The sequence below is a fragment of the Halopiger thermotolerans genome (assembly GCF_054654555.1).
Window position 1 is genome coordinate 957,396 of record NZ_BAAIEU010000004.1, and the last position, 22,170, is coordinate 979,565.

24 protein-coding genes are annotated in these 22,170 nt (G+C 66.4%); 10 read left to right on the forward strand and 14 right to left on the reverse strand.

The window, feature by feature from the left end; genetic code table 11:
• The 4 genes from ACYQ26_RS12450 to ACYQ26_RS12465 form a co-directional block, all read right to left on the reverse strand.
• Complete coding sequence (locus tag ACYQ26_RS12450) at positions 1-261, reverse strand: hypothetical protein (protein WP_459809219.1); 261 nt, start codon at positions 259-261, stop codon at positions 1-3.
• An 88-nt stretch (positions 262-349) separates the two neighbouring features.
• Positions 350-763 (reverse strand): hypothetical protein, encoded by a 414-nt coding sequence (locus ACYQ26_RS12455; RefSeq protein ID WP_459809220.1) that lies wholly within the window; start codon positions 761-763, stop codon positions 350-352.
• Between the two features lie 179 nt (positions 764-942).
• Positions 943-1,167 carry a DUF8149 family protein gene (locus tag ACYQ26_RS12460; protein ID WP_459809221.1) on the reverse strand — a complete coding sequence of 75 codons (225 nt, stop codon included), beginning with the start codon at positions 1,165-1,167 and terminating at the stop codon, positions 943-945.
• Positions 1,168-1,299: 132 nt separating this feature from the next.
• Complete coding sequence (locus ACYQ26_RS12465) at positions 1,300-2,355, reverse strand: PGF-CTERM sorting domain-containing protein (protein WP_459809222.1); 1,056 nt, start codon at positions 2,353-2,355, stop codon at positions 1,300-1,302.
• A gap of 384 nt (positions 2,356-2,739) precedes the next feature.
• Between ACYQ26_RS12465 and ACYQ26_RS12470 the strand changes: the two genes are divergently transcribed.
• The 5 genes from ACYQ26_RS12470 (at position 2,740) to ACYQ26_RS12490 (ending at position 9,786) form a co-directional block, all read left to right on the forward strand.
• Positions 2,740-3,255 carry a hypothetical protein gene (locus ACYQ26_RS12470; protein WP_459809223.1) on the forward strand — a complete coding sequence of 172 codons (516 nt, stop codon included), beginning with the start codon at positions 2,740-2,742 and terminating at the stop codon, positions 3,253-3,255.
• 107 nt (positions 3,256-3,362) lie between these two features.
• On the forward strand, positions 3,363-6,203 hold the full coding sequence (locus tag ACYQ26_RS12475) for a DEAD/DEAH box helicase (protein WP_459809224.1): 2,841 nt from the start codon (positions 3,363-3,365) through the stop codon (positions 6,201-6,203).
• Positions 6,204-6,362: 159 nt separating this feature from the next.
• Positions 6,363-8,480: a PAS domain-containing sensor histidine kinase gene (locus tag ACYQ26_RS12480; RefSeq protein WP_459809225.1), complete on the forward strand. Its 2,118-nt coding sequence runs from the start codon at positions 6,363-6,365 to the stop codon at positions 8,478-8,480.
• A 56-nt stretch (positions 8,481-8,536) separates the two neighbouring features.
• Positions 8,537-8,929: a response regulator gene (locus ACYQ26_RS12485; protein WP_459809226.1), complete on the forward strand. Its 393-nt coding sequence runs from the start codon at positions 8,537-8,539 to the stop codon at positions 8,927-8,929.
• Positions 8,930-8,985: 56 nt separating this feature from the next.
• Positions 8,986-9,786, forward strand: coding sequence for a protein sorting system archaetidylserine decarboxylase (locus ACYQ26_RS12490; protein WP_459809227.1), 801 nt, complete (start codon positions 8,986-8,988; stop codon positions 9,784-9,786).
• Positions 9,787-9,916: 130 nt separating this feature from the next.
• Here ACYQ26_RS12490 and ACYQ26_RS12495 read toward each other — a convergent pair whose 3' ends face one another.
• Positions 9,917-12,160 (reverse strand): AAA family ATPase, encoded by a 2,244-nt coding sequence (locus ACYQ26_RS12495; RefSeq protein ID WP_459809228.1) that lies wholly within the window; start codon positions 12,158-12,160, stop codon positions 9,917-9,919.
• A gap of 163 nt (positions 12,161-12,323) precedes the next feature.
• Here ACYQ26_RS12495 and ACYQ26_RS12500 point away from each other — a divergent pair, with 163 nt between their 5' ends.
• Positions 12,324-12,458 (forward strand): DUF7128 family protein, encoded by a 135-nt coding sequence (locus tag ACYQ26_RS12500; protein WP_013880488.1) that lies wholly within the window; start codon positions 12,324-12,326, stop codon positions 12,456-12,458.
• Positions 12,459-12,475: 17 nt separating this feature from the next.
• Here ACYQ26_RS12500 and ACYQ26_RS12505 read toward each other — a convergent pair whose 3' ends face one another.
• Together ACYQ26_RS12505 and ACYQ26_RS12510 are read right to left on the reverse strand one after the other, a co-directional pair.
• Positions 12,476-12,721, reverse strand: coding sequence for a DUF7508 domain-containing protein (locus tag ACYQ26_RS12505; protein ID WP_459809229.1), 246 nt, complete (start codon positions 12,719-12,721; stop codon positions 12,476-12,478).
• A 2-nt stretch (positions 12,722-12,723) separates the two neighbouring features.
• Entirely contained in the window at positions 12,724-13,221 is a 498-nt protein-coding gene (locus tag ACYQ26_RS12510) for a DUF5796 family protein (RefSeq protein ID WP_459809230.1), read from the reverse strand.
• 223 nt (positions 13,222-13,444) lie between these two features.
• On the opposite strand from ACYQ26_RS12510, the gene ACYQ26_RS12515 reads away from it, so the two are divergent.
• A complete protein-coding gene (locus ACYQ26_RS12515; protein WP_459809231.1) occupies positions 13,445-14,317 on the forward strand; it encodes a shikimate kinase in 873 nt (290 codons plus the stop codon).
• Positions 14,314-14,655, forward strand: a complete 342-nt coding sequence (locus tag ACYQ26_RS12520; RefSeq protein WP_459809232.1) for a chorismate mutase — start codon at positions 14,314-14,316, stop codon at positions 14,653-14,655. The genes ACYQ26_RS12515 and ACYQ26_RS12520 overlap by 4 nt, the downstream gene beginning before the upstream one ends.
• 136 nt (positions 14,656-14,791) lie before the next feature.
• Here the strand turns inward: ACYQ26_RS12520 and ACYQ26_RS12525 are convergent, their stop codons facing one another.
• On the reverse strand, positions 14,792-15,187 hold the full coding sequence (locus tag ACYQ26_RS12525) for a CopG family ribbon-helix-helix protein (protein WP_459809233.1): 396 nt from the start codon (positions 15,185-15,187) through the stop codon (positions 14,792-14,794).
• A gap of 104 nt (positions 15,188-15,291) precedes the next feature.
• On the opposite strand from ACYQ26_RS12525, the gene ACYQ26_RS12530 reads away from it, so the two are divergent.
• On the forward strand, positions 15,292-16,098 hold the full coding sequence (locus ACYQ26_RS12530; protein ID WP_459809234.1) for a hypothetical protein: 807 nt from the start codon (positions 15,292-15,294) through the stop codon (positions 16,096-16,098).
• Positions 16,099-16,394: 296 nt separating this feature from the next.
• On the opposite strand, the gene ACYQ26_RS12535 is transcribed toward ACYQ26_RS12530, so the two are convergent.
• The 3 genes from ACYQ26_RS12535 to ACYQ26_RS12545 form a co-directional block, all read right to left on the reverse strand.
• Entirely contained in the window at positions 16,395-16,880 is a 486-nt protein-coding gene (locus ACYQ26_RS12535) for a response regulator (protein ID WP_459809235.1), read from the reverse strand.
• Complete coding sequence (locus ACYQ26_RS12540) at positions 16,880-18,829, reverse strand: MEDS domain-containing protein (protein ID WP_459809236.1); 1,950 nt, start codon at positions 18,827-18,829, stop codon at positions 16,880-16,882. The genes ACYQ26_RS12535 and ACYQ26_RS12540 overlap by 1 nt, the downstream gene beginning before the upstream one ends.
• 123 nt (positions 18,830-18,952) lie before the next feature.
• Entirely contained in the window at positions 18,953-19,768 is an 816-nt protein-coding gene (locus ACYQ26_RS12545; RefSeq protein WP_459809237.1) for a hypothetical protein, read from the reverse strand.
• 147 nt (positions 19,769-19,915) lie between these two features.
• Between ACYQ26_RS12545 and ACYQ26_RS12550 the strand changes: the two genes are divergently transcribed.
• The gene (locus ACYQ26_RS12550; protein WP_459809238.1) at positions 19,916-20,488 is read left to right on the forward strand and encodes a hypothetical protein; all 573 of its coding nucleotides are present in this window, start codon (positions 19,916-19,918) and stop codon (positions 20,486-20,488) included.
• Positions 20,489-20,506: 18 nt separating this feature from the next.
• On the opposite strand, the gene ACYQ26_RS12555 is transcribed toward ACYQ26_RS12550, so the two are convergent.
• The 3 genes from ACYQ26_RS12555 to ACYQ26_RS12565 form a co-directional block, all read right to left on the reverse strand.
• Positions 20,507-20,884 (reverse strand): universal stress protein, encoded by a 378-nt coding sequence (locus tag ACYQ26_RS12555; RefSeq protein ID WP_459809239.1) that lies wholly within the window; start codon positions 20,882-20,884, stop codon positions 20,507-20,509.
• A 396-nt stretch (positions 20,885-21,280) separates the two neighbouring features.
• Positions 21,281-21,589, reverse strand: a complete 309-nt coding sequence (locus ACYQ26_RS12560; RefSeq protein ID WP_459809240.1) for a DUF7521 family protein — start codon at positions 21,587-21,589, stop codon at positions 21,281-21,283.
• Positions 21,586-21,933: an ArsR/SmtB family transcription factor gene (locus tag ACYQ26_RS12565; RefSeq protein ID WP_459809241.1), complete on the reverse strand. Its 348-nt coding sequence runs from the start codon at positions 21,931-21,933 to the stop codon at positions 21,586-21,588. The genes ACYQ26_RS12560 and ACYQ26_RS12565 overlap by 4 nt, the downstream gene beginning before the upstream one ends.
• Positions 21,934-22,170 lie beyond the last annotated feature (237 nt).

Sequence of the window (22,170 nt, forward strand, 5' to 3'; positions counted from 1 at the left end):
TTATTCGTCGTCCGCCTCGAGGTCCTCGGGATCGACCTCGCCCTCGAGGTACCGTTCGCCGAGCTCGGTGATGTCGTAGACGCCGGTCATCGGGTTCTTCAGGAGGCCGCGCTTCGCGAGTTCGCGGCACCGATACGACGCGTGCGGCCCCCGACAGACCCCCTCGTCCCTGATCTGGCTCGGCTCGAAAATCTCGTCCTCGCACATTAGTTCGAGGATGTCGTCGTCCACCGGATCCATCCATTCGGCGGGTTCGGCCATACGGACGGGTACGTGCGTCCGCATTAAGAATCACGCGTTTCCGGGCTCGAGGCGGCCGACGCCGGATCCGGGCCGGGATCGGGACCCGTTACTCCGCGGTGCCGTAATCCACGTGGACGTTCGGCGCCGCTGCGGGCGAGTGGCCCGTGATCTCGCGGTCGACGAACGTCACGTCGACGAGGTCGCCGTCGAAGCGGAACGAGACGGTTCCGGTCTCGACGGTTCCTTCGACGGTCGTGCCGGAGACGACCGTCGTCTCGCGAGCGGCGTCGGCCGCGTCGATCGCGCCGTCGACCGTGATCTCGAAGCTCGAGGGCGTCCCGTGGCCGACGATGGTCACTTCGTTCGGGTAGGGATCCTCGTCGTCCGCGCCGTCGATCGCGATGACCGTCGCGGGGGGCGTTTCGGTCGCATTCGGTCCCGCGCTCGCGTTCCAGCCGTCCATCCGCTCGATCGATCCGTCTCGGTCAGCGTCGCCGTCGGTCGCTTCGTTCCGTGCCATACCCGTTCGAACTCGGGTATACGATCATAAGCCTTCCCACTGAATTATCCGTCCGACATCGAGAAATTTGGGTCGTATTATCCGTTTCGTCGAAGTATCGCGTCGCAACTGCGGGAACGATCGCCGGCGGGTCGCGACGGTAGCGGTCGCTCCGCCCGTCGCGCACGGCGCCGCGACCGTTACTCGGACTCGGCGTCGAGCAGTCCGAGTTCCGTCGCGATCAGGTCGGCGATGTGGTCCGCGACGTCGGGATCGACTTCGGCGATCGCCTCGCCGTCGTGGAGCTGGTCGTTGTGTCGGTCGATCGTCTCGGCGAGGTCGGCGAGCGGCACGCGGGAGGTCGTTTCGCACTCGGGACACACGACGGGTACGCGCGGATCGTCGTCCGGTTCGGCGGGCGCCATTGTCGGGAGTCTCACCGCGACCGTCAAAACCTAATTGGTTCCAGGCGTCGCTCGAGTTCGCCCTCGCGACGAGTCGGACGAACGGACCGGAGCGACGGCGTCGGCGATCGGGCCGGCGCCGGTCGTCTCGGCTCAGGACGGCCGCGAACCGACGTACCGCGCGATCATGGCGGATCCGAGCGCGGCGATCGCGGCGACGGCGCCGAAGCCGGGCAGACTGTCGCCCGCGCCGTCGGCGGACTCGTCGCCGCCGCTCTCGTCGGTTTCGTTCGCGTCGGACGGCGTCGACTCGGACGACGCGTTTTCGTCGGCGCTGCTCGAGTTCGTCGCGTTCCCGTCGCCGGCGTCGGTCGCGTTCCCGTCGTCAGTCGCGTTCTCGAGGCTAACGTTCCTGTCCCCGTCGAGTTGGAGCACGACGACGACCTGTCCGTGCGAGCGGTTGGGGTAGAAGTTCCAGCCGCCGCCGGCCTCCTCGTAGGACTCGGCGTCCTCGATCGGATCGACGTCGGTCTCCCAGGCGTCGTGTTCCTGCTGGACGTATCCGACGAGTTCGATGTCGTCCGCGTGCTCGCCGCTGATCTCGGCCTCGCCGTACTGCACTTGGCCGTCCTCGGGGAGCCCGTGGATGCCGATGCAGTGGGCGTCGAGATAGCCGTCGCCCTGGATGAACTCCGGATCGGTGCCGAACTGGTCGCCGTCGAGCGGGCGTTCGTAGTGGTCGGTCAGCGGGTACTCGACGGTCATCGGATTCGCGTGGGAGTGCCAGTCCAGCGACTCGCCGGTCGGGACCGTGACGGTCGTGTTCGGCACGCTCTCGCCGGCCACGACCTGCCCGGCCTCGTTGAACAGCGAGACGCAGATTTTTCCGGAGCCGTCGCCGAGGTACGGGGATCGGTACTCGTCGCGTGGATTGACGTAACTCACCCAGCTACCGTCGTCTGCCCTCGCTTCGAAGTACGGATCGCCCTCCTCGGGAACCGGCGCGACGAACTCGGTCTCGGAGACGTTCTGCTGGACGGCCGGGTTCGCCAGGGAACCCGAGGCCGAGCCGGCGTCGGAGGTACCTGCACCCGCCGCGCCGACGGCGAGGCCGACCGCCGCGACGCTACTGACCGCGACGAGGGCGGCGAGAACGAGCGCGGTCCGCGCGCGCCCGTCTCCCGCGCCTCGCGGGAGGAGAGTCCGCATTCGTCTCACCTCCGGCCGGAACCTCGCGCGGTCGTCGCGAGCGATCGCGATGCGAGGGACGCGAGGGACGGGCGGCTGCGGCCGTCCTCAACCGTCGATCCGCCGCCGGGGGTTCCCGGAGTCGCGTCGGCGGGTGCGGACCGAGCCCGTCTCGAGGGCGCGGACGGTTCCGTCGGGCGACCGGTCGGAATCAGTGACTGTCGTGAATCGATAACTGTCATCTCGTCGAAGTAGCGAGTTACACCTTGTAGCTATGCGTCGCGTACTCGGTCGGAACGCGGCCCCTACCGCAGTTACGAGCCGATTTCGACGCCGGTTCGGAGCGAGCGATCCCTTGCGTTGCCACCCCGAACAGACTTCCAAGTCGGGGGAGTAAGGGCGCCGATGCGCCTTCCACCGACACCGCGAACGCGCGAGCAGGACGCCCGAACGACCCCACCGGCGGGTGACGCCGACTCGAGCGGCGGCCGGGGCCTCGTGCGGAAGCTGCTGTTGCTCTCGCTGGGGCTCGCCGCCGTCGCGTACGCCGCGTCGCGGTACATTGAGGTCCCCGACGAGTTCGAGGAGATTCCGATCGGCGAACGGGAGGCGGACGTCGACCGGAGCGAGGAGGGGCCGCCGACCAAAGACGCGAAATCGGCGGCCGACGAGGACGTCGGGTCGGACGCGGACGTGACCGGTCTCGAGGGCGAGTCCGGTACCGAAACCGACGCCGAGGCGACGGACGTCATCGATGACTCCGGTACGAACGACGACATCACCGACGAGGAGCGCTCGCCCGAAGAAATCTCGGAGCGCGCCGACGAGAACGTCCCCGATCCGGGCGAGATGTCCGGCGACGACGAACTCGTCGGCGAGGAGGACGATTCGAGCGGCGGCGAGGCGTCGGACGAGGAGTAGTCGCCGCGCCGTCGTCGCGCCACCGCGTCCTCGAGTCGCCGCTCGAGCCGCCCGAATCGACGACCGGAGCGTGGTCCTTATGCGTCGCTCGCCCCTACGAGAAATCGATGACTGACGGGGACGTCGCGGCCTTTACGCACCTCGGCTCGACGGTTCGCGGGGCGCTTTCCGAGCGCGGATTTTCGACGCCGACGGCGCCCCAGCGGCTGGCGATCCCGCCGCTCGCCGCGGGCCAGAACACGCTCGTGATCGCGCCCACCGGCAGCGGCAAGACCGAGACGGCGATGCTGCCCGTGTTCGACCACCTCGTTGCCGACGACGGGCCGCCCGAGGGCTTCGGCGCGCTCTACATCACTCCGCTGCGGGCCCTCAACCGCGACATGCGCGAGCGCCTCGAGTGGTGGGGGGAGTACCTCGGCCTCGAGGTCGACGTCCGCCACGGCGACACGACCCAGTACCAGCGGGGCAAGCAGGCCGAGGACCCGCCGGACGTGCTGATCACGACCCCCGAGACCGTTCAGGCGATGCTCACCGGCGAACGGCTACGGGAAGCGCTGCAGGACGTCTCCCACGTCGTGATCGACGAGGTCCACGAACTCGCCGCCTCGAAGCGGGGTGCGCAGTTGGCGATCGGCCTTGAGCGGCTCCACGACCTTGCGGGCGAGATGCAGCGGATTGGCCTCTCGGCGACGGTCGGCGACCCCGAGGACGTCGGCCAGTTCCTCACCGGCGGCCGGCCCTGCGAGATCCGCGAGATCGACGTCGGAAGCAACGTCGACGTGACGGTTCGCCAGCCCGAGATCACCGACGAGGACGAGGACCTGTCGGGAACGCTGATGACCGACGCCAGCACGGCCAGCCATGTCCGGCTAATCCGCGACATCGTCGCCGACCACGAGTCGACGCTGATCTTCGTCAACACGCGTCAGACCGCCGAGGCGCTGGGCTCGCGGTTCAAGGAACTCGATCTCCCGATCGGGGTCCACCACGGCTCGCTGTCGAAGGAGGCCCGGATCGAGGTCGAGGACCGGTTCAAAGCCGGCGAACTCGACGGGCTGCTCTGTACGTCCTCGATGGAACTCGGGATCGACGTCGGCCGCGTCGACCACGTGATCCAGTACAAGAGCCCGCGGCAGGTTACGCGCCTGCTCCAGCGGATCGGCCGCGCCGGCCACCGCCAGGACGAGGTCTCGAGCGGCACCATCGTCACGACCCGTCCCGACGACACCTTCGAGGCGCTGGCGATCGCTCGCCGGGCCCGCGAGGGCGAGGTCGAACCGGCGGCGATCCACGAGGGCAGCCTCGACGTCGTCGCCAACCAGATCCCGGGGATCGTCCAGAGCCGCGGCGACACCCGCTTCCGGGAGGCCTACGACACCGTCACGCGCGCGTACCCGTTCCGCGACCTGCCCGAAGAAACTCTCCGCGAGATCTGTTCGGAACTGCACCGCAACCGGATCGTCTGGTTCGACGAGGGGGAAGATCGGCTCGAGACGACCGGCGGCACCTGGCAGTACGTCTATTCGAACCTCTCGATGATCCCCGACGAGGAGACCTACGAGGTCCACGACATCGCGTCGGGCCAGCAGATCGGCACCTTAGACGAGCGGTTCGTCGTCAACTTCGCCCAGCCGGGCGAGGTGTTCGTCCAGCGGGGCGAGATGTGGCGGATCGCGGAGATCGACGACGAGGACGGGAAGGTGAAGGTCAGCCCGATCGAGGACCCCGCCGGCGAGGTGCCGTCGTGGATCGGCCAGGAGATCCCGGTCCCCGCCGCGGTCGCCCAGGAGGTCGGCGAGATTCGGGGCGTCGCGCAGCCCCAACTCGAGACGGGCGCCGACGCGGCCGCCGTCGGCCGCGAACTCGCCGGCCGCTATCCTGCCGACGAGTACACCCTCACCGAGGCCTGCGACCAACTCGAGAAGCAGGTCGAGGCCGAGGCGCCGATGCCGACGGCCGACCGAATTGTCCTCGAGCGACAGGGCCGAACGATCGTACTCAACGCTTGCTTCGGCCACATGGCCAACGAGACGCTCGGTCGCGTGCTCTCGGCGCTTTTGGGCCAGCGGGCCGGTTCGTCGGTGGGACTGGAGACTGACCCCTACCGGATCGAACTCGAGGTCCCGAGTTCGATCGCGACCAGCGACGTGATCGCGGTGCTCGAGGACACCGACCCCGACCACGTCGAGACGATCGTCGAACTCGGCCTCAAAAATTCGGACGCGCTGGCCTTCCGGCTCGCGCAGGTCTCCGCGAAGTTCGGCGCGCTCAAGCGCTGGCAGGGTCAGGGGTCGGGCCGGATCTCCAACGAACGCCTACTCGCGGCGCTCGAGGACACGCCGATGTACGAGGAGGCGGTCCGCGAGGTGTTCCACGAGGACTTGGACATCGAGCGGGCGAGTTCGGTGCTCGCGGGGATCCAGTCGGGCGAGCTCGAGCTGGTCACCCACCGCGGACGGACGCCGGTCGGCCAGGGCGGCCGGTCCTCCTCGGGGAAAGAACTGCTCGCGCCGGAGAACGCCGACGCGAGCGTCATCGAGACGGTCAGGGAGCGCCTGCGGAACGACCGGGTCATCCTGCTGTGTACTCACTGCAAGGAGTGGAAGGTCAAGACGAAAGTGAAGCGGGTATCGGAGCAGCCCGAGTGCCCCGAGTGCGGGTCGACCCGGATCGCGTCGCTGAACCCGTGGGCCGAGGAGGTCGTGCAGGCAGTTCGCGCCGAGGAGAAAGACGAGGAACAGGAGGAGATGACCGAGCGGGCCTATCGAGCTGCGAGCCTTGTCCAGAGCCACGGCAAGCAGGCGGTCATCGCGATGGCCGCCCGCGGCGTCGGGCCGCACAACGCCGCTCAGATCATCAACAAGCTCCGCGAGAACGAGGACGAGTTCTACCGGGACATCCTCTCGAAGGAGCGCGAGTACGCGCGGACGCAGTCGTTCTGGGACTGACCGGCGACGGTCGCGCTCGAGTCGGTTCGGAACCGCCCCGCTCGAGGTTCTCCGAGACGGGATAAACGGCAGTCGAAACAGTTCAATCCTATAAAATGAACCGAACAAATACGGCGACTCACCGCAGCCCTTATCCTCACATATGTCGAAACTCCAGCGATGGAATCCGGGCCGCCTTCGACGCCTCCGACGAGTGACGCGGACCACGAGAGCGACACTGCGGGTTCGAACTCGAGTCGGATCGGCGCGCTCCTCGCGGCGGCCGACATCGCCGGGTTCCGCGCGACGAAGACCGGCACAATTACCGACGTCAACGACGCGTTCACGTCGCTGACCGGCTACAGTCGGTCCGAGCTCCGCGGCGCGTCGCTCACGGACCTCGTTACCGCCGACGACGGCAGTCTCGAGGCCCTCGTCGCGACGGACGCCGCGGGCGAATCGGACGGCGAGACCGACGCGGCACCACCCCTCGAGAGCGACGCGGACCCGGTCTCGATTCCCGTCTCGCTGCGGACGAAAAGCGAGTCGGTCATCTCCTGCGACCTCCACCTCGAAGTCTTCCCGAGTTCCGACGGCGAGCGGGAGCTGGGCGGCATCGTCGACCGCCGACCGAGCGCGACGGCGACCGTCTCGGAGCCTGACCTCACCTACGGCAAGACGTTCCAGGCGCTGGCCGAGGCGCTGCCCGACGGAATCATCGTCCTCGACACGAACAGCGATATCCAGTACGCCAATCCGGCGGTCGAGCGCATCCTCGGCTACACGCCCGACGAACTGGTCGGCTCGAGCAAGGTCAATATCATCCCGCCGCGGCTGCGCCAGACCCACCTCGACGCGCTGCAGCGCTACCTCGAGACCGGCGAGCGACACCTGAACTGGACCTACGTCGAACTGCCCGGCCAGCACAAGGCGGGCCACGAGGTGCCCCTTGCGGTCTCGCTCAACGACTTCACCTACGACGGCGACCGCTACTTCGTCGGCCTGTTCCGCGACATTTCGCCCCGGAAGGAGGCCGAACGGGCGCTCACCGAGAAGGTCGTCCAGCTCGAGTCGGTCAACTACCTCGGCCGCTACGCGCTGGAGAATCCGGACGTCGACGACCTGCTCGAGAAGGCGGCCCGCCTGATCGAAACGGCGCTCGACGTCGAGTGCTGTCTCGTCCTGGAGACCGAACCGTCGCGCGTCGCCGGCGAGCCCCCTGGTCTCGCCGCCCGGGCGAGCGTCGGCTGCGACGACGAGTTGCTCGACAACGAGACGACAGACGCGGTGTCGTCGTCGGAACCGGGACTGTTGGCCGAACGAACGCTCACGACCAGCGAGCCGGTCGTGGTCGAATCGTTCGAGGCCGACGACAGGGCGGAGTGGTCGTCGGTGCTCGACGACCACGGCATCCGGAGCGGCGCGGGCGTCACGATCGGTCCCGCGGACGACCCGTGGGGCGTTCTGGCCGTCTACGACGATCGGCAGCGGGAGTTCGCCGACCACGACATTGACTTTCTGGAGAGCGCCGCGACGATCCTCGCGACCGGGATCGAGCGCCAGCAGTACGAGCGGCGGCTCAACGAGACGGTCGCCGACCTCGAGGAGTCCAACGAACGCCTGGAGCAGTTCGCCTACGCGGCCTCCCACGACCTCCAGGAGCCCCTGCGGATGGTCTCGAGCTACCTCCAGCTCATCGAGGACCGGTACGTCGACGAGTTAGACGAGGACGGCGAGGAGTTCATCGAGTTCGCGGTCGACGGCGCCGAGCGCATGCGCGAGATGATCGACGGCCTGCTGGAGTACTCGCGGATCGACTCGCAGGGCGATCCCTTCGAACCCGTCGACCTCGACGAGGTGCTCGAGGACGTGCTTACGGACCTGCAGGTGAAGATCGAGGACACCGACGCGGAGATCACCGCGGAGTCGCTCCCGACCGTCGAGGGCGACGCCAGCCAGTTGCGCCAGCTGTTCCAGAACCTGCTCAGCAACGCCCTCGAGTACAGCGGCGACGAGCCGCCGCGGGTGCACGTCGGCGTCGAGCGGAACCGACGAACGTGGGAGATCACGGTGGAAGACGAGGGGATCGGCATCGACCCCGACGAGGCCGACCGCGTCTTTCAGGTGTTCCAGCGGCTCCACAGCCGCGACGAGTACCCCGGAACCGGGATCGGGCTCGCGCTCTGTCGGCGCATCGTCGAGCGCCACGGCGGTCGCATCTGGGTCGACTCCGAGCCCGGCGAGGGGTCGACGTTCGCGTTCACGATCCCGGTCGACGGGCCGCGGAACCGGCAGTAATAACGCTTGTGGCGGGTGCCAAACGGTTTATAGTAATTCGTCCGAGTTGTCTGTCTATGTCACCGTATCGCGTCCTCTTCGTCGACGACAGCGACTTTCTGACGGAACACGTCAGCCGAACGCTGCGGTCGGAGCACGGCTTCGACGTCGAGACTGTCGCGACGGCGCCGGACGCCCGTTCCCTCCTCGCCGACTCCTCGTTCGACTGCGTCATCGCCAGTTACGAACTGCTCGACGAGAACGGCCTCGAGCTCGCGGCCTCGCTGGGTGAGGAGGCGTCGATCCCCGATCTGCCGTTCGTGCTCTTTACCGGAAACTCGCTCGAGCCGCTGGTCGACGAGGCGCTCGAGGCGGGCGTCTCGGCGTTCGTCAGCAAGAGCGACCACGCGACGGGGGAGATGAACGTCTTCGCGAATCGGATCCGGCTAGCGATCGAAGCGCACGACTGAGCCGCCGACCCCCTGCGCTCCGTAACGGCCATACGCCTTGCCGTTGTGGATCCTGTATGAAGTTCGCTCCGGGCGCCTGGAAGTACGCCATTCCGCCGCTGCTCGCCGCACCGTTCGCGCTCCTGATCAGCGCCACGGCGGGACTCCTCTCGCTCGCGGCCGGCGCCGGTGTCCTCGCCTTTTTCCGCGATCCCGACCGCTCGCCGCCGCCGACGGGCGTCGTCGCGCCGGCCGACGGGCGCGTCTCGGTCCTCCGCGAGGAGGGCGACCGCGTCCGGCTCGGCATCTTCATGAACGTCTGGCACGTCCACGTCGTCCGCGCGCCCTTCGCCGGCCGCGTCGCGGACGTCGAACACGTCTCCGGCGCGAACCGCCCCGCCTTCTCCAAGGAATCCGACCGGAACGAGCGGGTCCACGTCCGCATGGAGACCGAGTCGCCGAACCTGCCGGCTCGTGACGACTCGAGCGACGGCGAGACGGTCCCCGCACCCGACCCGGACGACTACCCCGATACGCCCGACAGCGACGCCGAAGTCACGCTCATCGCGGGCGCGTTCGCCCGCCGGATCCACCCCTACGTCGAGGCCGACGAGGACGTCGAGCGGGGCCAGCGCATCGGCCACATCGCGTTCGGCAGCCGCGTCGACGTGCTCTTTCCGCCGTCGGTCGATCGGTCCGACATCGCCGTCGAACCCGGCGACTCGACGACCGCCGGCGAGACGGTCGTCCTCGAGGGCGACGGCTTCGCGGGCGGCGGCCTCGAGTTCGACGCGGCGACCGAGACGCCCGAGGGCGCGGGCGAGGAGATCGATACCGACGGCGACGGCGAGTCCGGTTCGTCCTCGAGTCCAGCTTAACCCTTCCGGCTCGAGTCTCGCCGGTCGCAGCCGTCGACGCGACGGCGCCGACTAGATGGCATCCGTCGGCGATCGTCAGCGTGCCGGACTCAAAAAGGCGATTTCGCTTCGATCGGAGGACGATACCGGACTAGACGTCCGCGTCCTCGCGCGCCGCCTCGAGGTGGCGGCGTTCGATCAGGACCTCGTCGGCCTTTTCGTTGGCCTCTTCGGGTTCGTACTCGGCCGCGACCTCGCGGATCGCCCGCATTGAGGCGTCGCGCACGAGCGCCTCGAGGTCGGCGCCGGTGTAGCCCTCGAGTTCCGCGGCGAGATCGGAAATGTCGACGTCGTCCGCGAGCGGTTTCCCGCGGGCGTGGACCGCGAGGATCTTCTCGCGGGCCTCCCGGTCGGGTTCGCCGACGTAGACGTGCGTGTCGAGTCGGCCGGGACGGAGCAAAGCGGGGTCGATGTGGTCCTTGCGGTTCGTCGCCGCCAGCACCACGAGGTTCGGGTTCTCGCGCATGCCGTCCAGTTCCGTCAGCAACTGGGAGACGACCCGTTCGGTGACCTCGTGACCCTCGCCGCGGGCCGAGGTGATCGCGTCGATCTCGTCGAAGAAGACGATAGAGGGCGCGGACTGACGGGCGCGCTCGAACACCTCGCGGATGGCCTTCTCGCTCTCGCCGACGTAGCGGTCGATGATCTCCGGTCCGTCGACGCGGACGAAGTTGACGTCCGTCTCGCCGGCCAGCGCCCGCGCGAGCAAGGTTTTGCCGGTCCCCGGCGGGCCGTGGAGCAGGACGCCGGAGGGCGGTTCCGTGTTCGTCTCCTCGAATAGGCGGTCGTAGGTTAGAGGCCACTCGACCGATTCGCGGAGCGTGTTCTTCGCCGCCTCGAGGCCGCCGACGTCCGAGAAATCCGTGTTCGGGGATTCGGCGACGTACTCGCGCATCGCGGAGGGCTCGACCGACGCCAGCGCCTCGTCGAAGTGGCGCTTGTGGACCGTCGGGTTTCGGTTCCACTCCTCGCGGTCCTCGGAGTCGGTCGGCCGATCCCGAATGGCCGCCATCGCGGCCTCGCTCGTGACCGAGTCGAGGTCCGCGCCGACGAACCCGTGGGTCCGTCGGGCGATCGCGTCGACGTTGACGTCGTCGGCCAGCGGCATCCCGCGGGTGTGGACCTCGAGGATCTCCTTGCGGCCCTCCGCGTCGGGGACGCCGATCTGGATCTCGCGGTCGAAGCGTCCGCCGCGCCGGAGCGCGGGGTCGATCGCGTCGACGCGGTTCGTCGCGCCGATGACGATGACCTCCTCGCGGGCGTCGAGCCCGTCCATCAGCGTCAGCAGTTGGCCGACGATCCGGTTCTCGGCGTCGCCGTCGTCGTCGCGCTGGCCGGCGATGGAGTCGATTTCGTCGAAGAAGATGATCGTCGGCGCGTTCGCGGACGCGGCTTCGAACACCTCGCGGAGTCGCTCCTCGCTCTCGCCTTTGTACTTCGACATGATCTCCGGCCCGGAGATCGTCTCGAAGTTGGCGTCGACCTCGTTGGCGACCGCGCGAGCGATCAGCGTCTTCCCCGTGCCGGGCGGGCCGTACAACAGGACGCCGGAGGGCGGCTCGACGCCCAGCCGGCGGAACAGGTCGGGCTCCGAGAGCGGCAGCTCGATCATCTCCCGGACGAGCTCGAGTTCGTCGTCGAGACCGCCGATGTCCTCGTAGGTGACGCCGGTGTTCGGCTGAGACGCGGGCGCGGATTCGGACGTTGTCGCACCCGCAGCGGTACCGGAACCGCTCGAGCCGTCGGTACCCCCAGTGTCGCCGGCTCCGGTCCCGGACGTACTCCCGGCTGCTGTACCGGTCGTCGAGCCGCCGCTCGCGTCGGGGGCGTGAATCCGGATCGTCGTCGCGCTCGTGATCCGCACGTCGCCCTCGGGGGTCGTGTCGACGACCTTGAACGGCTCCGCGCCGACGCCCTCGACGCGGATCTGCTCGCCGGTCCGGACCGGCCGATTGCGGAGTTTCTTGGTCGCCTCGCGCTCGGCGACCTGCCGCTCGTCCTTCGAGAGCGACGGCGGCGGCGTCAGCGTTACGCGCTCGGCCTCGCGGATCGAGGACTTGTCCGCCGGCCGGACCGTCACCGCGTCGCCGACGTGGACCCCGGCGTTCGCGCGGGTGTCCGCGTCGATCTGGATGACGTTTTCCGCCACCGACGGATCCGCCGGCCACATCTTCGCGACCGTCGACTGCTCGCCCTCGATGACGACGGTGTCGCCGCTCAACACGCCCAGCTGTCGCCGTGCCAGTTCGGGGATCCGCGCGACGCCGCGGCCGGAGTCGCGCTTTTCGGCCGCTCGTACCGACAGCGAAACGCCGTCCGAATCCGACCCGCTCATACCCCTTGCTTTCGGGCGCGATGTCTTGAGAATTTCCCCGCGCGGGTTCCGGCGGGTGGCGGTCCGGTCGGGAACGTCAGTCGGCGGTCCACGGCGACGCGCGCGTTCCCGGTCCGTCCGAACCGGAGAAACGCATTTGGGCGTCCCCGTCGCACCGTACGGTATGGTCGTCCAGACCGAGCGCGACGACGCAACCTGGTACGAGTGCGAAACCTGCGGGTTGCTCTTCGACGAGAAGTCGGACGCAACCGAACACGAGAAACACTGCGACGGCTCCGACCCGTCCTACATTCAGTAACGCGCGGCCGCAGCGAGCTACTCGAGGCGCTCGCGGTGGTCGGCCGCAAGTTCTCGAGCCTGCTCGCGGGTGTGCGTTTCCGTCCAGCGGACGCGGGCAGCGTCGCCGTAAGCCAACGCGGTCTTGAGCTCGTCGCGCAGGATGCCGTGATCGACCGAGAGCACGGCTCCTGAGCCGTCGCCGAGCTCGTAGACGCCAGGTTTGTCGGGGGCGCTTCGGACGGTCTCCCGGTCGAGGTCGCTCCAGGGTTTGCTGAGCGGCACGGTTACTTGCTCGCTCGTTCGTCGGCGTCACCGCCAGCGTTTTCGCTCGCGCTCTCGTCCTCGCGGTCGGCCTCGCCTTCCGCGACCAGTTCGTACGCGTGCTCGCTCAACTCGTCCTCCGCGAAGACGAACACGCGGCCGTCGACGACCTCGAGGTCCGCCTCGACGCGGATCGAGTACGCTTCGGTCGTGACGGTCACGCCCGGAAACAGCACCTCCTCGTCGTCGGCCTCGAGCATCACCCGGCCGACGCCCGTCGACTCGAGGATGTCGTCGTGGGTGTCGCGGTCGTTGACGTAGGTCATCACGCCCTCGACGCCGTCGGGGTCGGTGACGAGGACGTGGACGTCCTTGCCCGGCGGCGTCGTGATGGACTCCTCGACGGGCTTCGGCGGGCCGTGGTAGAACACGTCCCGGCCGTCGAGGTACTCGACGACGATGCCGCCCTCGACGAAGTCGACGCCGATCGTGCTGGGTGCGACGTTGCTGCGCGCGCTCATTAGATGCACGTTCGGCCGGAGTTCGGAAAAGCGGCACGTTCCGCTGGACCGGAGCCGGTGTCGCCCGTCGATGTGAGCGCGAATCCGCACCGCACCGGCGGCGCTCGAGGCGGTGCGTCTCGAGCGGGTCCGGCGGTCCGCGGAACTCGGCGATTAGCTTTGCGGATTGACAACCCCCGCCGAGACCGTCAGCCGTAAATACGCGCTTTGAGAGTGTACCCGTATGGACGGCCGCGCCGTTGCCCCCGCAGCCGGGACGGTTCTCAACGCGCTCGCGACCGGGGTCGGCTCCGCGTTCGCGATCGACCTCGAGACGACAGCGACCGTTGAACTCACCGACGACGGGACCTTCGTCGGCGAGGTCGACGGCCAGCCCGACGCCGACACGACGCTCGTCGAGCGCTGCGCCGCGTTCGCGGTCGACGAGTACGCCGAACAGGCGGGCCTGGACTCCGACGAGGTTGGCGCCCGCGTCCGCACCGAGAGCGAGGTGCCGATGGCCTCCGGGCTGAAAAGTTCCAGCGCCGCGGCCAACGCGACGGTGCTCGCGACGCTCGACGCGCTCGAGATCGCCGACGCGGTCGAGCGCGTCGAGGCCTGCCGACTCGGCGTCCGGGCGGCCCGCGACGCCGGCGTGACGGTCACGGGCGCGTTCGACGACGCCAGCGCCAGCATGCTCGGCGGCGTCACCGTCACCGACAACCGCGGCGACGAACTGCTCGCCCGCGAGGAAATCGAGTGGTCGGCGCTGGTCTACACGCCCCCAGAGCGGGCCTACAGCGCCGACACCGACGTCTCGGCCTGCGAGCGCGTCGCCCCGATGGCGAAACTGGTCGAGGAACTCGCGCTCGAGGGCCGCTACGGCGAGGCGATGACCGTCAACGGCTTCGCCTTCTGCGGCGCTCTCGAGTTCTCGACGGGCCCGATGATCGACGCCTTACCTGACGTGACCGGCGTCTCGTTGTCGGGGACCGGCCCGAGCTACGTCGCCGTCGGCGACGAGGCGACGCTCGAGGCGGTACGCGAGCGGTGGACCGAGCGCGACGGAACGACACGGTTACTGAAGACGCGAACGGACGGAACACAAGTACAATGACTCGAGAGTCAGCGACCGACGGGAGCGGAAACGGAGCCGACGAGGAATCGGAGACGCGAACGCCCGACGAGATGAGCCTCGACGAACTACGCGAGGAGATCCAGACGATCGACCGCGAGATCGTCGAGCTGATCGCCCAGCGCACCTACGTCGCGGATACGATCGCGCAGGTCAAGGAGGAGCAGGGCCTGCCGACGACCGACGAGAAGCAGGAACAGCAGGTCATGGAGCGAGCGGGCGAGAACGCCGAGCAGTTCGACGTCGACGCGAATCTGGTGAAGGCGATCTTCCGACTGCTGATCGAGTTGAACAAAGTGGAGCAACGCGAGTCCCGGTAAGATAATTCGGGTGTTTCAGAGCTTCTACCGTCGCCGAGTTAGTCAAATCCTCTTCCGCTAGCTGCTCTTTCAATCATCGCTCGATCAGAGAGTGACAACAAGTGCAGGAACGAACCGCTTCGGCGAAGAAGGCGGCTTATTCGACACGATCCCGAATCACCATCACCTTCACCCTGCGAACGCCGTCGAAATCGCGGAGTCGATACGTGAGTTCGCGGATCCGCTCGGCGGCCCCTCGACAGAAGAGCGACTCGAGGCACCACTCGCCCTGGTGGGTGTGACTCGTGTTGAGGATGACGTCCTGATACTCGTGCTGGACGCCGTGAAGTTCTCGAATCACCTCGTGGTGGCGATAATCGAACGCAATGAGTGCGACGATCTCACCGGCTGTCTCTTCGAGACGAGAATGTGACTCGATATATTCCAACATCGCTTCTCTGACCGCCCGCGACCGGTTTTCGATCTCCTGTTCCTGCCATACTCTGTCGAATTCCTCGACTACATCGTCAGGGATGTTGAAACTCGTTCTCATTACCAGTACTGAACCGTGCAGATACAAGAGGCTAGTTATGACGAATCGCCCGATTCGGTATTAACAACCTCTAAAGTCAGCCATTTCCAGTACCCAGTGAGGCGATGTTTCCCAACGAACTGCTTGGTCCGCTCGTCGGTGCGGTCGTACTCGGTGCCATTCACGGTATCGAACCGGGCCACGGCTGGCCAATCGCTGCCTCATATGCTCTCGATAAAGCCAACAAGTGGGCGTACGGGTTCGCGGCGAGTTTCATCATCGGTGTCGGCCACCTCGTCAGCAGTCTTGCGATGGTGGGTGTGTTCTTCTACGCGAAAGACTATTTCAACCTCACACAGGTCAACGAGCCGATGAGGCTACTCGGTAGCATCCAAATCGGCGGACCGGTGAGTCTCGTGGCTGGTGCCTTGCTGATCGTGCTCGGTGTCCGTGAGTACTTCCATGGCCATTCTCACGGAACTCAGAACGATGACAACGGCGACCACAGCCACGGGAGCGGCCATCACGACCACGGACATCCACACGACCACGAAAACCACGGCAGTGGACTGTTCATCCGTCTGAAAGCGTTCATCCCGTTCGTCGGAGGACACTCTCACTCGCACGATGACGTCAACGAGGCTGCCGACCGTAGCCTCCTCGGTATCGCGTGGTTCGCGTTCGTCCTTGGGTTCGCACACGAGGAGGAATTCGAAATTATCGCGTTCTGCGCCGGGTCGAACTACTGCCTTGAGTTGATGAGCGCGTACGCTCTCACAGTCATCGTAGGTATCGTCGGGCTGACGATGCTGTTGATTGCGGGCTACCAGCACTCTGAGGAGAGAGTCGAACAGTACACGCCGTACCTCCCAGCGTTCTCCGCCGCCGTTCTCATCGTCATGGGAATCGGGTTCATCGTCGGTCTGTTCTGAAACGACATATATGGCAAATCGACACACGATGACGTTCTTCGAGGGTATCCAAGAACCGGTAAATACCGAAATCGTGTTACGTGAGTTAGAGACCTGAACAAGGTGGAGCAGCGCGAGAATCGGTAGCGCGCGACGGAGAGTCCGCTATCTGTATATCGTCGTCAAATTATCTCAGATTCACCTCTAGTAGCTGCGTTGCCGTTCTTGCTCGAGCAGCGAGAACGACAATTCGACCAAACGTCGCCTCCTGCGTAGCGAATTCGGTGACGAATCGGTCCGTGCTTAGACAAACCGAGCTATGAGGGGGGAGACTCGGAAGACTCGTCATCGCCGTCGGAAACGGAAGGCAGTGCCGCGATGGAGTGCCAGAACTCGACGACCGACTGAAGCCGGTCCGCGAACTCGAGCGGATCGACGGGCTTGTGCAGACACGCGTTCGCGCACGCGTCGTAGGCCCTGATGAGGTCGTCTTCGGACTCCGACCCCGTCAAAACGATCACCGGAATTCGCTTCAGTTCCGGATCGGATTTGATCTCCTCTAGGACGGTTTGCCCGCTGATCGCCGGGAGGTTCAGATCCAGGATCACGAGTTCGGGCCGGGGCGCATCGGCGAATGCATCGCGCCGATAGAGCCAGTCGAGCGCCTCTTTGCCGGTCTGTACGGAATGGAGTTCCCCCGGAAGATTTCGATCGGCGAACGCCTGCTCGATCAGGTGGATGTCGCCGTGATTGTCCTCGACCAGCAGGATCTCGAGGTCCGCCGCCGGGACGTGCGCCTCCATCAGTCCGTCGCCGTTTTCGGGAGCGTGATGTGGAACGTCGACCCGTTTTCGGGCTGCGACTCGACCCAGATCTCCCCGTCGTGGTTTTCGACGATCTCCTGGCACAGCGAGAGTCCGATACCGGTTCCCCGGTACTCGTCGTCGTGGTGGAGTCGCTTGAACACCTCGAAGATGCGGTCCGTTTTCGCCGGATCGATGCCGATCCCGTTATCGGCGACCGTAAACTCCCAGCAGTCGGATCGCTCCTCGGCCTCGATTTCCACTCGCGGCGGGTCGCTATCGTTGTACTTGATGCCGTTGGAAACGAGGTTGGCGAACAGTTGCTCGAGTTGTTCGCGGTCCGCCACGACCGCCGGGAGCGAGCCGACGGCGATCTCGGCGTCGTTCTCCTCGATCTGGACCTGAATATCGTCGATGACCTGTCCGAGGACGACGTCGCACTCGACGGGTTCGAACTCCTCGTCCGCCTGTTCGACCCGCGAAAAGGAAAGCAGGTCGCTGACCATCGCCCGCATGCGGTCGGCGCCGTCGACGGCGAAGTCGATGTACTCCTGTGCCTGCTCGTCGAGGTCGTCCTTGTATCGGTTCTCGAGGAGTTGCAGGTAGCTCGAGACCATTCGAAGCGGCTCCTGCAGGTCGTGGGAGGCCGCGTACGCGAACTGTTTCAGCCGGTCGTTCGACTGCTGGAGTTTCGTGACCGTCGCCTCGAGGTCCTGCTGGTACTGCTGCTGGTCGAGTTCGTACTTCACCCACTGCCCCATCAGTTCGAGATACGCGCGATCGTCGTCGGAGAACGGCTCTCCCTGCGGTTCGGAGCCGATAAAGGCGAACGTTCTGTCTACGCCGTCCTCGACCGGGATGTAGGTCCCCAGGTACGTCTCGACGCCGAATTCCTCGTAGACGGTGAGGTCGTCGTAGCCCGCTTCGACGGGGTCGGCGATGCTGGCGGCCTCTTTGATGGCCGTGGCGGCGCTACAGTACGTCTGCGACAGGGGAACCTCGGTTCCGGGTTTGTAATACTCGTGCTCGCCGCTGATGTATTCGACGCGCAACCGGTCGTTCTCGGGATCGACCCGGTTGAGGGAACCCAGTTCGAGATCGAACCACTCGCACCCGAGGTCGAACACTGCGTCGAGTTTCTCCTCGAAGGAGAGGTCCGGGCTCCCCGTGATCTCGTTTAGTTCCTGGAGGAAGCGCTTGTGATCCGACAGTTCGGTCTTCGCTTCGGTGCGATCCTTCAGCGTCCCCAACATCCGGTCGGCCTCGTGATCCGGGCGATCGGGTCCGCAGAACTCCTCCGGCGGCGTGTAGTAGAAGTTGTGACAGACGGTGTTGTCGTGAATGAGGTGGGGATGGACCCGGACGACGTCGCAGATCCCCTCCGACGGGAACTTCTCGCGATTGTAGACGCAGAGGGCGATGGCGTCCTCGCCCTCGAAAATGTCGTTCACCCGGCTTTCGTATGCCATGAACTCCTCGATCGTCAGATCGTCCTCGACGATCCAGGACGTTTCAGCGACCAGTCGGAACGCCTCGAACTCCCGCGTGGCCTCCGCGATGGTGTCGGCGTACAACGCCATCATTTCGTCGGCGTCGAAGGAGCCGCCTTTGAGATACGTCTCCTGAACGGTTTTGAACTCCAGCCGACCGGAATCGAGTGCGTCGTCGACCTCGATCCCCGCCTCCCGCATCGCCTCCTCTAGCTCGGCTCTCGTGCTCTCGTCGATAACGTACAGGCACTTCTCGTTGCGCTCGAGCCCCTGACGCATGAACGGAATCGCAGAGGAGAACAGCTCCGCTTTGGTTTCGTAGACGAGCGCGAAGTGATCGTTGGAGTGGTCGTGGTCGCTCAGCGGCTCGACCGGGCCGCGAAACTCCTCGCTCTGGCGAAGCGCCTCGAGCCCGCTATCGAGACTGAGAACGTCAGGCTGGCCGCCAGGCTTACTCATTAGTTTCCCTACTGGGAGCGAACTCATAAGATTGTCCCACCGAGTGAGCGAGTATGCGCTGTATCAGGGCTCTGTCCGATTCACACGCTTTCTGATCGGTTTCACAACGTCCGCCGGACGTCCCTAAATCACGACGTCGTCGTCAGCGAGGTACTCCCGCTCCGTTCGTCGCGCTTCCGAGCCCGCTTCGACGAGCGTCGGCTCGGTAACCGCGTCGGAGAATCGGTCTCGATCCGGCTCGACGCGCTCGAGCATCGACGTGAACGTCGTGCCGCGGCGGCCCCCCGCCCCGACGATGCCGCCGTACTTGCGCTCCTCGAACGAGGTCTCGTCCGGGTCGGGAAACGCCTCCCGAATGCGCTGGGCCGTTTCTCTGATGTACTCGGCCGCCCGTCGCTGCGAGTACTGACTGTCTGCGTAGAACGCTTCGGCGTGTTCGTCGCACAGGTCTTCCGTGAGGTGGTGGGGCGATTCGTAGCGGACCGACTCGGGAGTCGTGTAGCCGCCGGCGAAGCGAACGTTCACCGTGAAGCTATCGGGGTAGCGCAGGATGAGCGGGAAGAAGAGCAGCTCCGAGACGGTCGTTCGCTGCTGGATTCGCCAGAGCCCCTCGACGTAGTACGCGGTGAGTCGTCCGATCCGATCGTCGCGCTCGCCGCGGCAGTACGCCGTCGCGACCTCCTCGTAGTCCTCGCCCGCAATCTGGCGACAGCGGCGCTCGAACGTGTCGACCAGGCGCTCGAACTCGGTCTCGTGGGCGTCGAGCAACGACACGTCCGGATCGGCGAGCAGGTCCGCGCGCCGCTCGCGCGCGTCGGCCACGGCCATCATGTGATCGTGGAACGTCCGCTCGGCCTCGAGGTCGGGCAGCGGCGTGCGAACCGCCCGCTGATGGAGCACCCGCGTCTCGGCGTTGAATCGGCGGTGGGTGCCTGACATTCGACGGAGCGTTCGGCCCGTCGGGTCTTAACTGCCGGTCACTCGGCGACGTTCGCCTCGAGCGAAGGCGGAAGACGTATCGGCGTCGCTGACGGTCGTCGATCGCTGAAAAATGATTGATACGGGGGGTCGGGAAACACGGGAACGATGGCTACGTTCGGCTGGAACCGGCGTTCGGCGGCGGTAGATCGCGCAATCCGATCGCGACTCGAGCGCGGCGGCCTCGGTTTCGCGGGGCGCCGTTTCACGACAGAATCCGCGGACGGTGCGGATCGACGACAGCGAAGGACGGACCGATCGCGGGAGAGCGAGCGACCGACGCGGTCCCGGATACGGACCGACGGCGGCGAGCACTCCGGCGACGAACCGATCGCGATCGAGTTCCTCGACCGCGAGACGGTGCGGATCGTCGGCGACCTCGAGGAGACGCTGCTCTCGCTGTTCTGGTGGGACGAGTCGGGGTACGTCGGGACGATAACGGAGCCGATCGGCGGCGTCGACGGCGAGCGGACGGTCGCCGCGTCCGAGGCATTCTCCGATCAGACGTTCGCCTACGGGCCGATCGTCACCGGCGTCGAGGGGTTCACGGAACCGGGACCGTCGGTTCCGGGCACCGGCGACGTCGCCGCCTCGAACCCCGACCTCGAACGCCACGTCGAAGCCGTCCGCGACGAGTACGACGGCGTCGACCTCGAGGATCCGTTCCCCGACGCGCAGTGACGCGGCCGGCAGCGGGGGTTACAACTCCGGCACCGGAACGACGACGACCGGCCGCGTGGCCGACTCGAGGACGGTCTGTGCGGTCGAGCCAAGGGCCGCCGTCGCGTCCGGATCGCCGCTGCGGGCGCCGATGACGAGTTCGTCGGCGTCGATCTCGTCGGCGACGTCCCGGAGGACCGAGGCGGGATCGCCGTCCCGGACATCCGTTTCGACGTCGCCGACGGTCGCGAGGCGGACCGGGGCGACGTTCAGCGCCTCGCGGGCGTCCTGTCGGGCCGTGTCGTCGTCGACGGCGGCGACGACCGTCACCGCGTCGTCGCTCGTCGCCCGCTCGTCCAGGTAGTCACAGATCGCCGCGGTCGTGTGTACGGAGTCGGTGCCGATCAGATACCGCATATCGGCTGCAGGAAGTCCAGTACCAAGAACGCGGCGCCGAAACCGTCCGGCGCCGGGGCGTTTTCTCGGTCGGAAAACGCGCTCGCACCACTAATACGGAGGCGGCGAAAGGAGAGACCGGGGACGTGATAGGTCCGCCCCTGCCGCGATCACGTCCCATCGATCCCCACTGCCCGATCACGGATCGAACGACACTCACCTCCCCCTCCACCGACGCTCCCCCGATCCGCGTCGGTTCGTTCGATCCCCCTGCCACCCTCGAAGCGGTCTTCCGCCCTTCGTTCACGTTGGCTTCGGCCCTCACGGTCGTGCTCGCTCGCACAAACGTGTGCGAACACGTCCGGTTTGTCCAGTTCGTCCGGTTCGCCCGGTTCGTTTACGTTCTCTCGCCCGCGCTCAATGCTGGCCGTACAGCGAGTACATGATCGCGAGCAGCCCGCAGAGGCGGCTCACGTTCTCGAGGAAAGCAGTCACGATCTGCTCCATGTCGGTGACGGTCGTGATCGTGACGTTCACGAGGAACGGACAGAGCGTCAGCAGGAGGAGTCCGCCAGCGAGATAGAGCATCGAGGGCGCGTCGTTGCGCCGGTATCCCCGGTAGGCCTGGTAGGCGATGAGCGTCCCGAAGATCGCGACGAGAAAGAGACTCGCGACGGTAAGGAGTTCGAACAGCGTGGCCTCGTCGATGCGGACGGGGGCGCTCATCGCATCCCCTCCCACATCTGGGTGAACTTGTCCGCGACGTCCTCGTCGCGGTACGATACCTCGAGGTCGAACGTCCCGTCTTCCAGCGAGAGTTCCAGGCGATCGAGGTTCGCGCTGTAAACGCTGTAGTGATTTCCGTCGGGTGCGAGCTCCGTCTCTTCGGTGACGAGGCGGCACTCCTCGAGGCGGTCCAGCCGACGATAGATCGTCGGCAGGGACGCGTCACACCGTTCGCTCAAAGTACTGGCAGACATGGGTTCGACGCTCGTATGGGTGAGGATCTCCCGCGCGTACTCGTCGTCGAGGACTGCGAGCACCGTCGACAGGTCGGTCTCCTCACTCACTGGTAGCTGAATCGTTCCGGTACTGATATGAAAAGCAGTCCGATTTTTCTGACCCAGAAAACACGTCGCGTCTCGCGGCCGGCGCGATGACCGGGCGGGCCCGTCGTCGCCCGGTACGTGGCCGTTACGGACGGCCGGTCGCGATCCGCAGCGATCGCGATCGGTCCCGGTTCTCGCGGCCGATCGCGATCGGGCGGCGGGTATCGCGTCCATAACTAACCGGATCGGTCGGTTGTC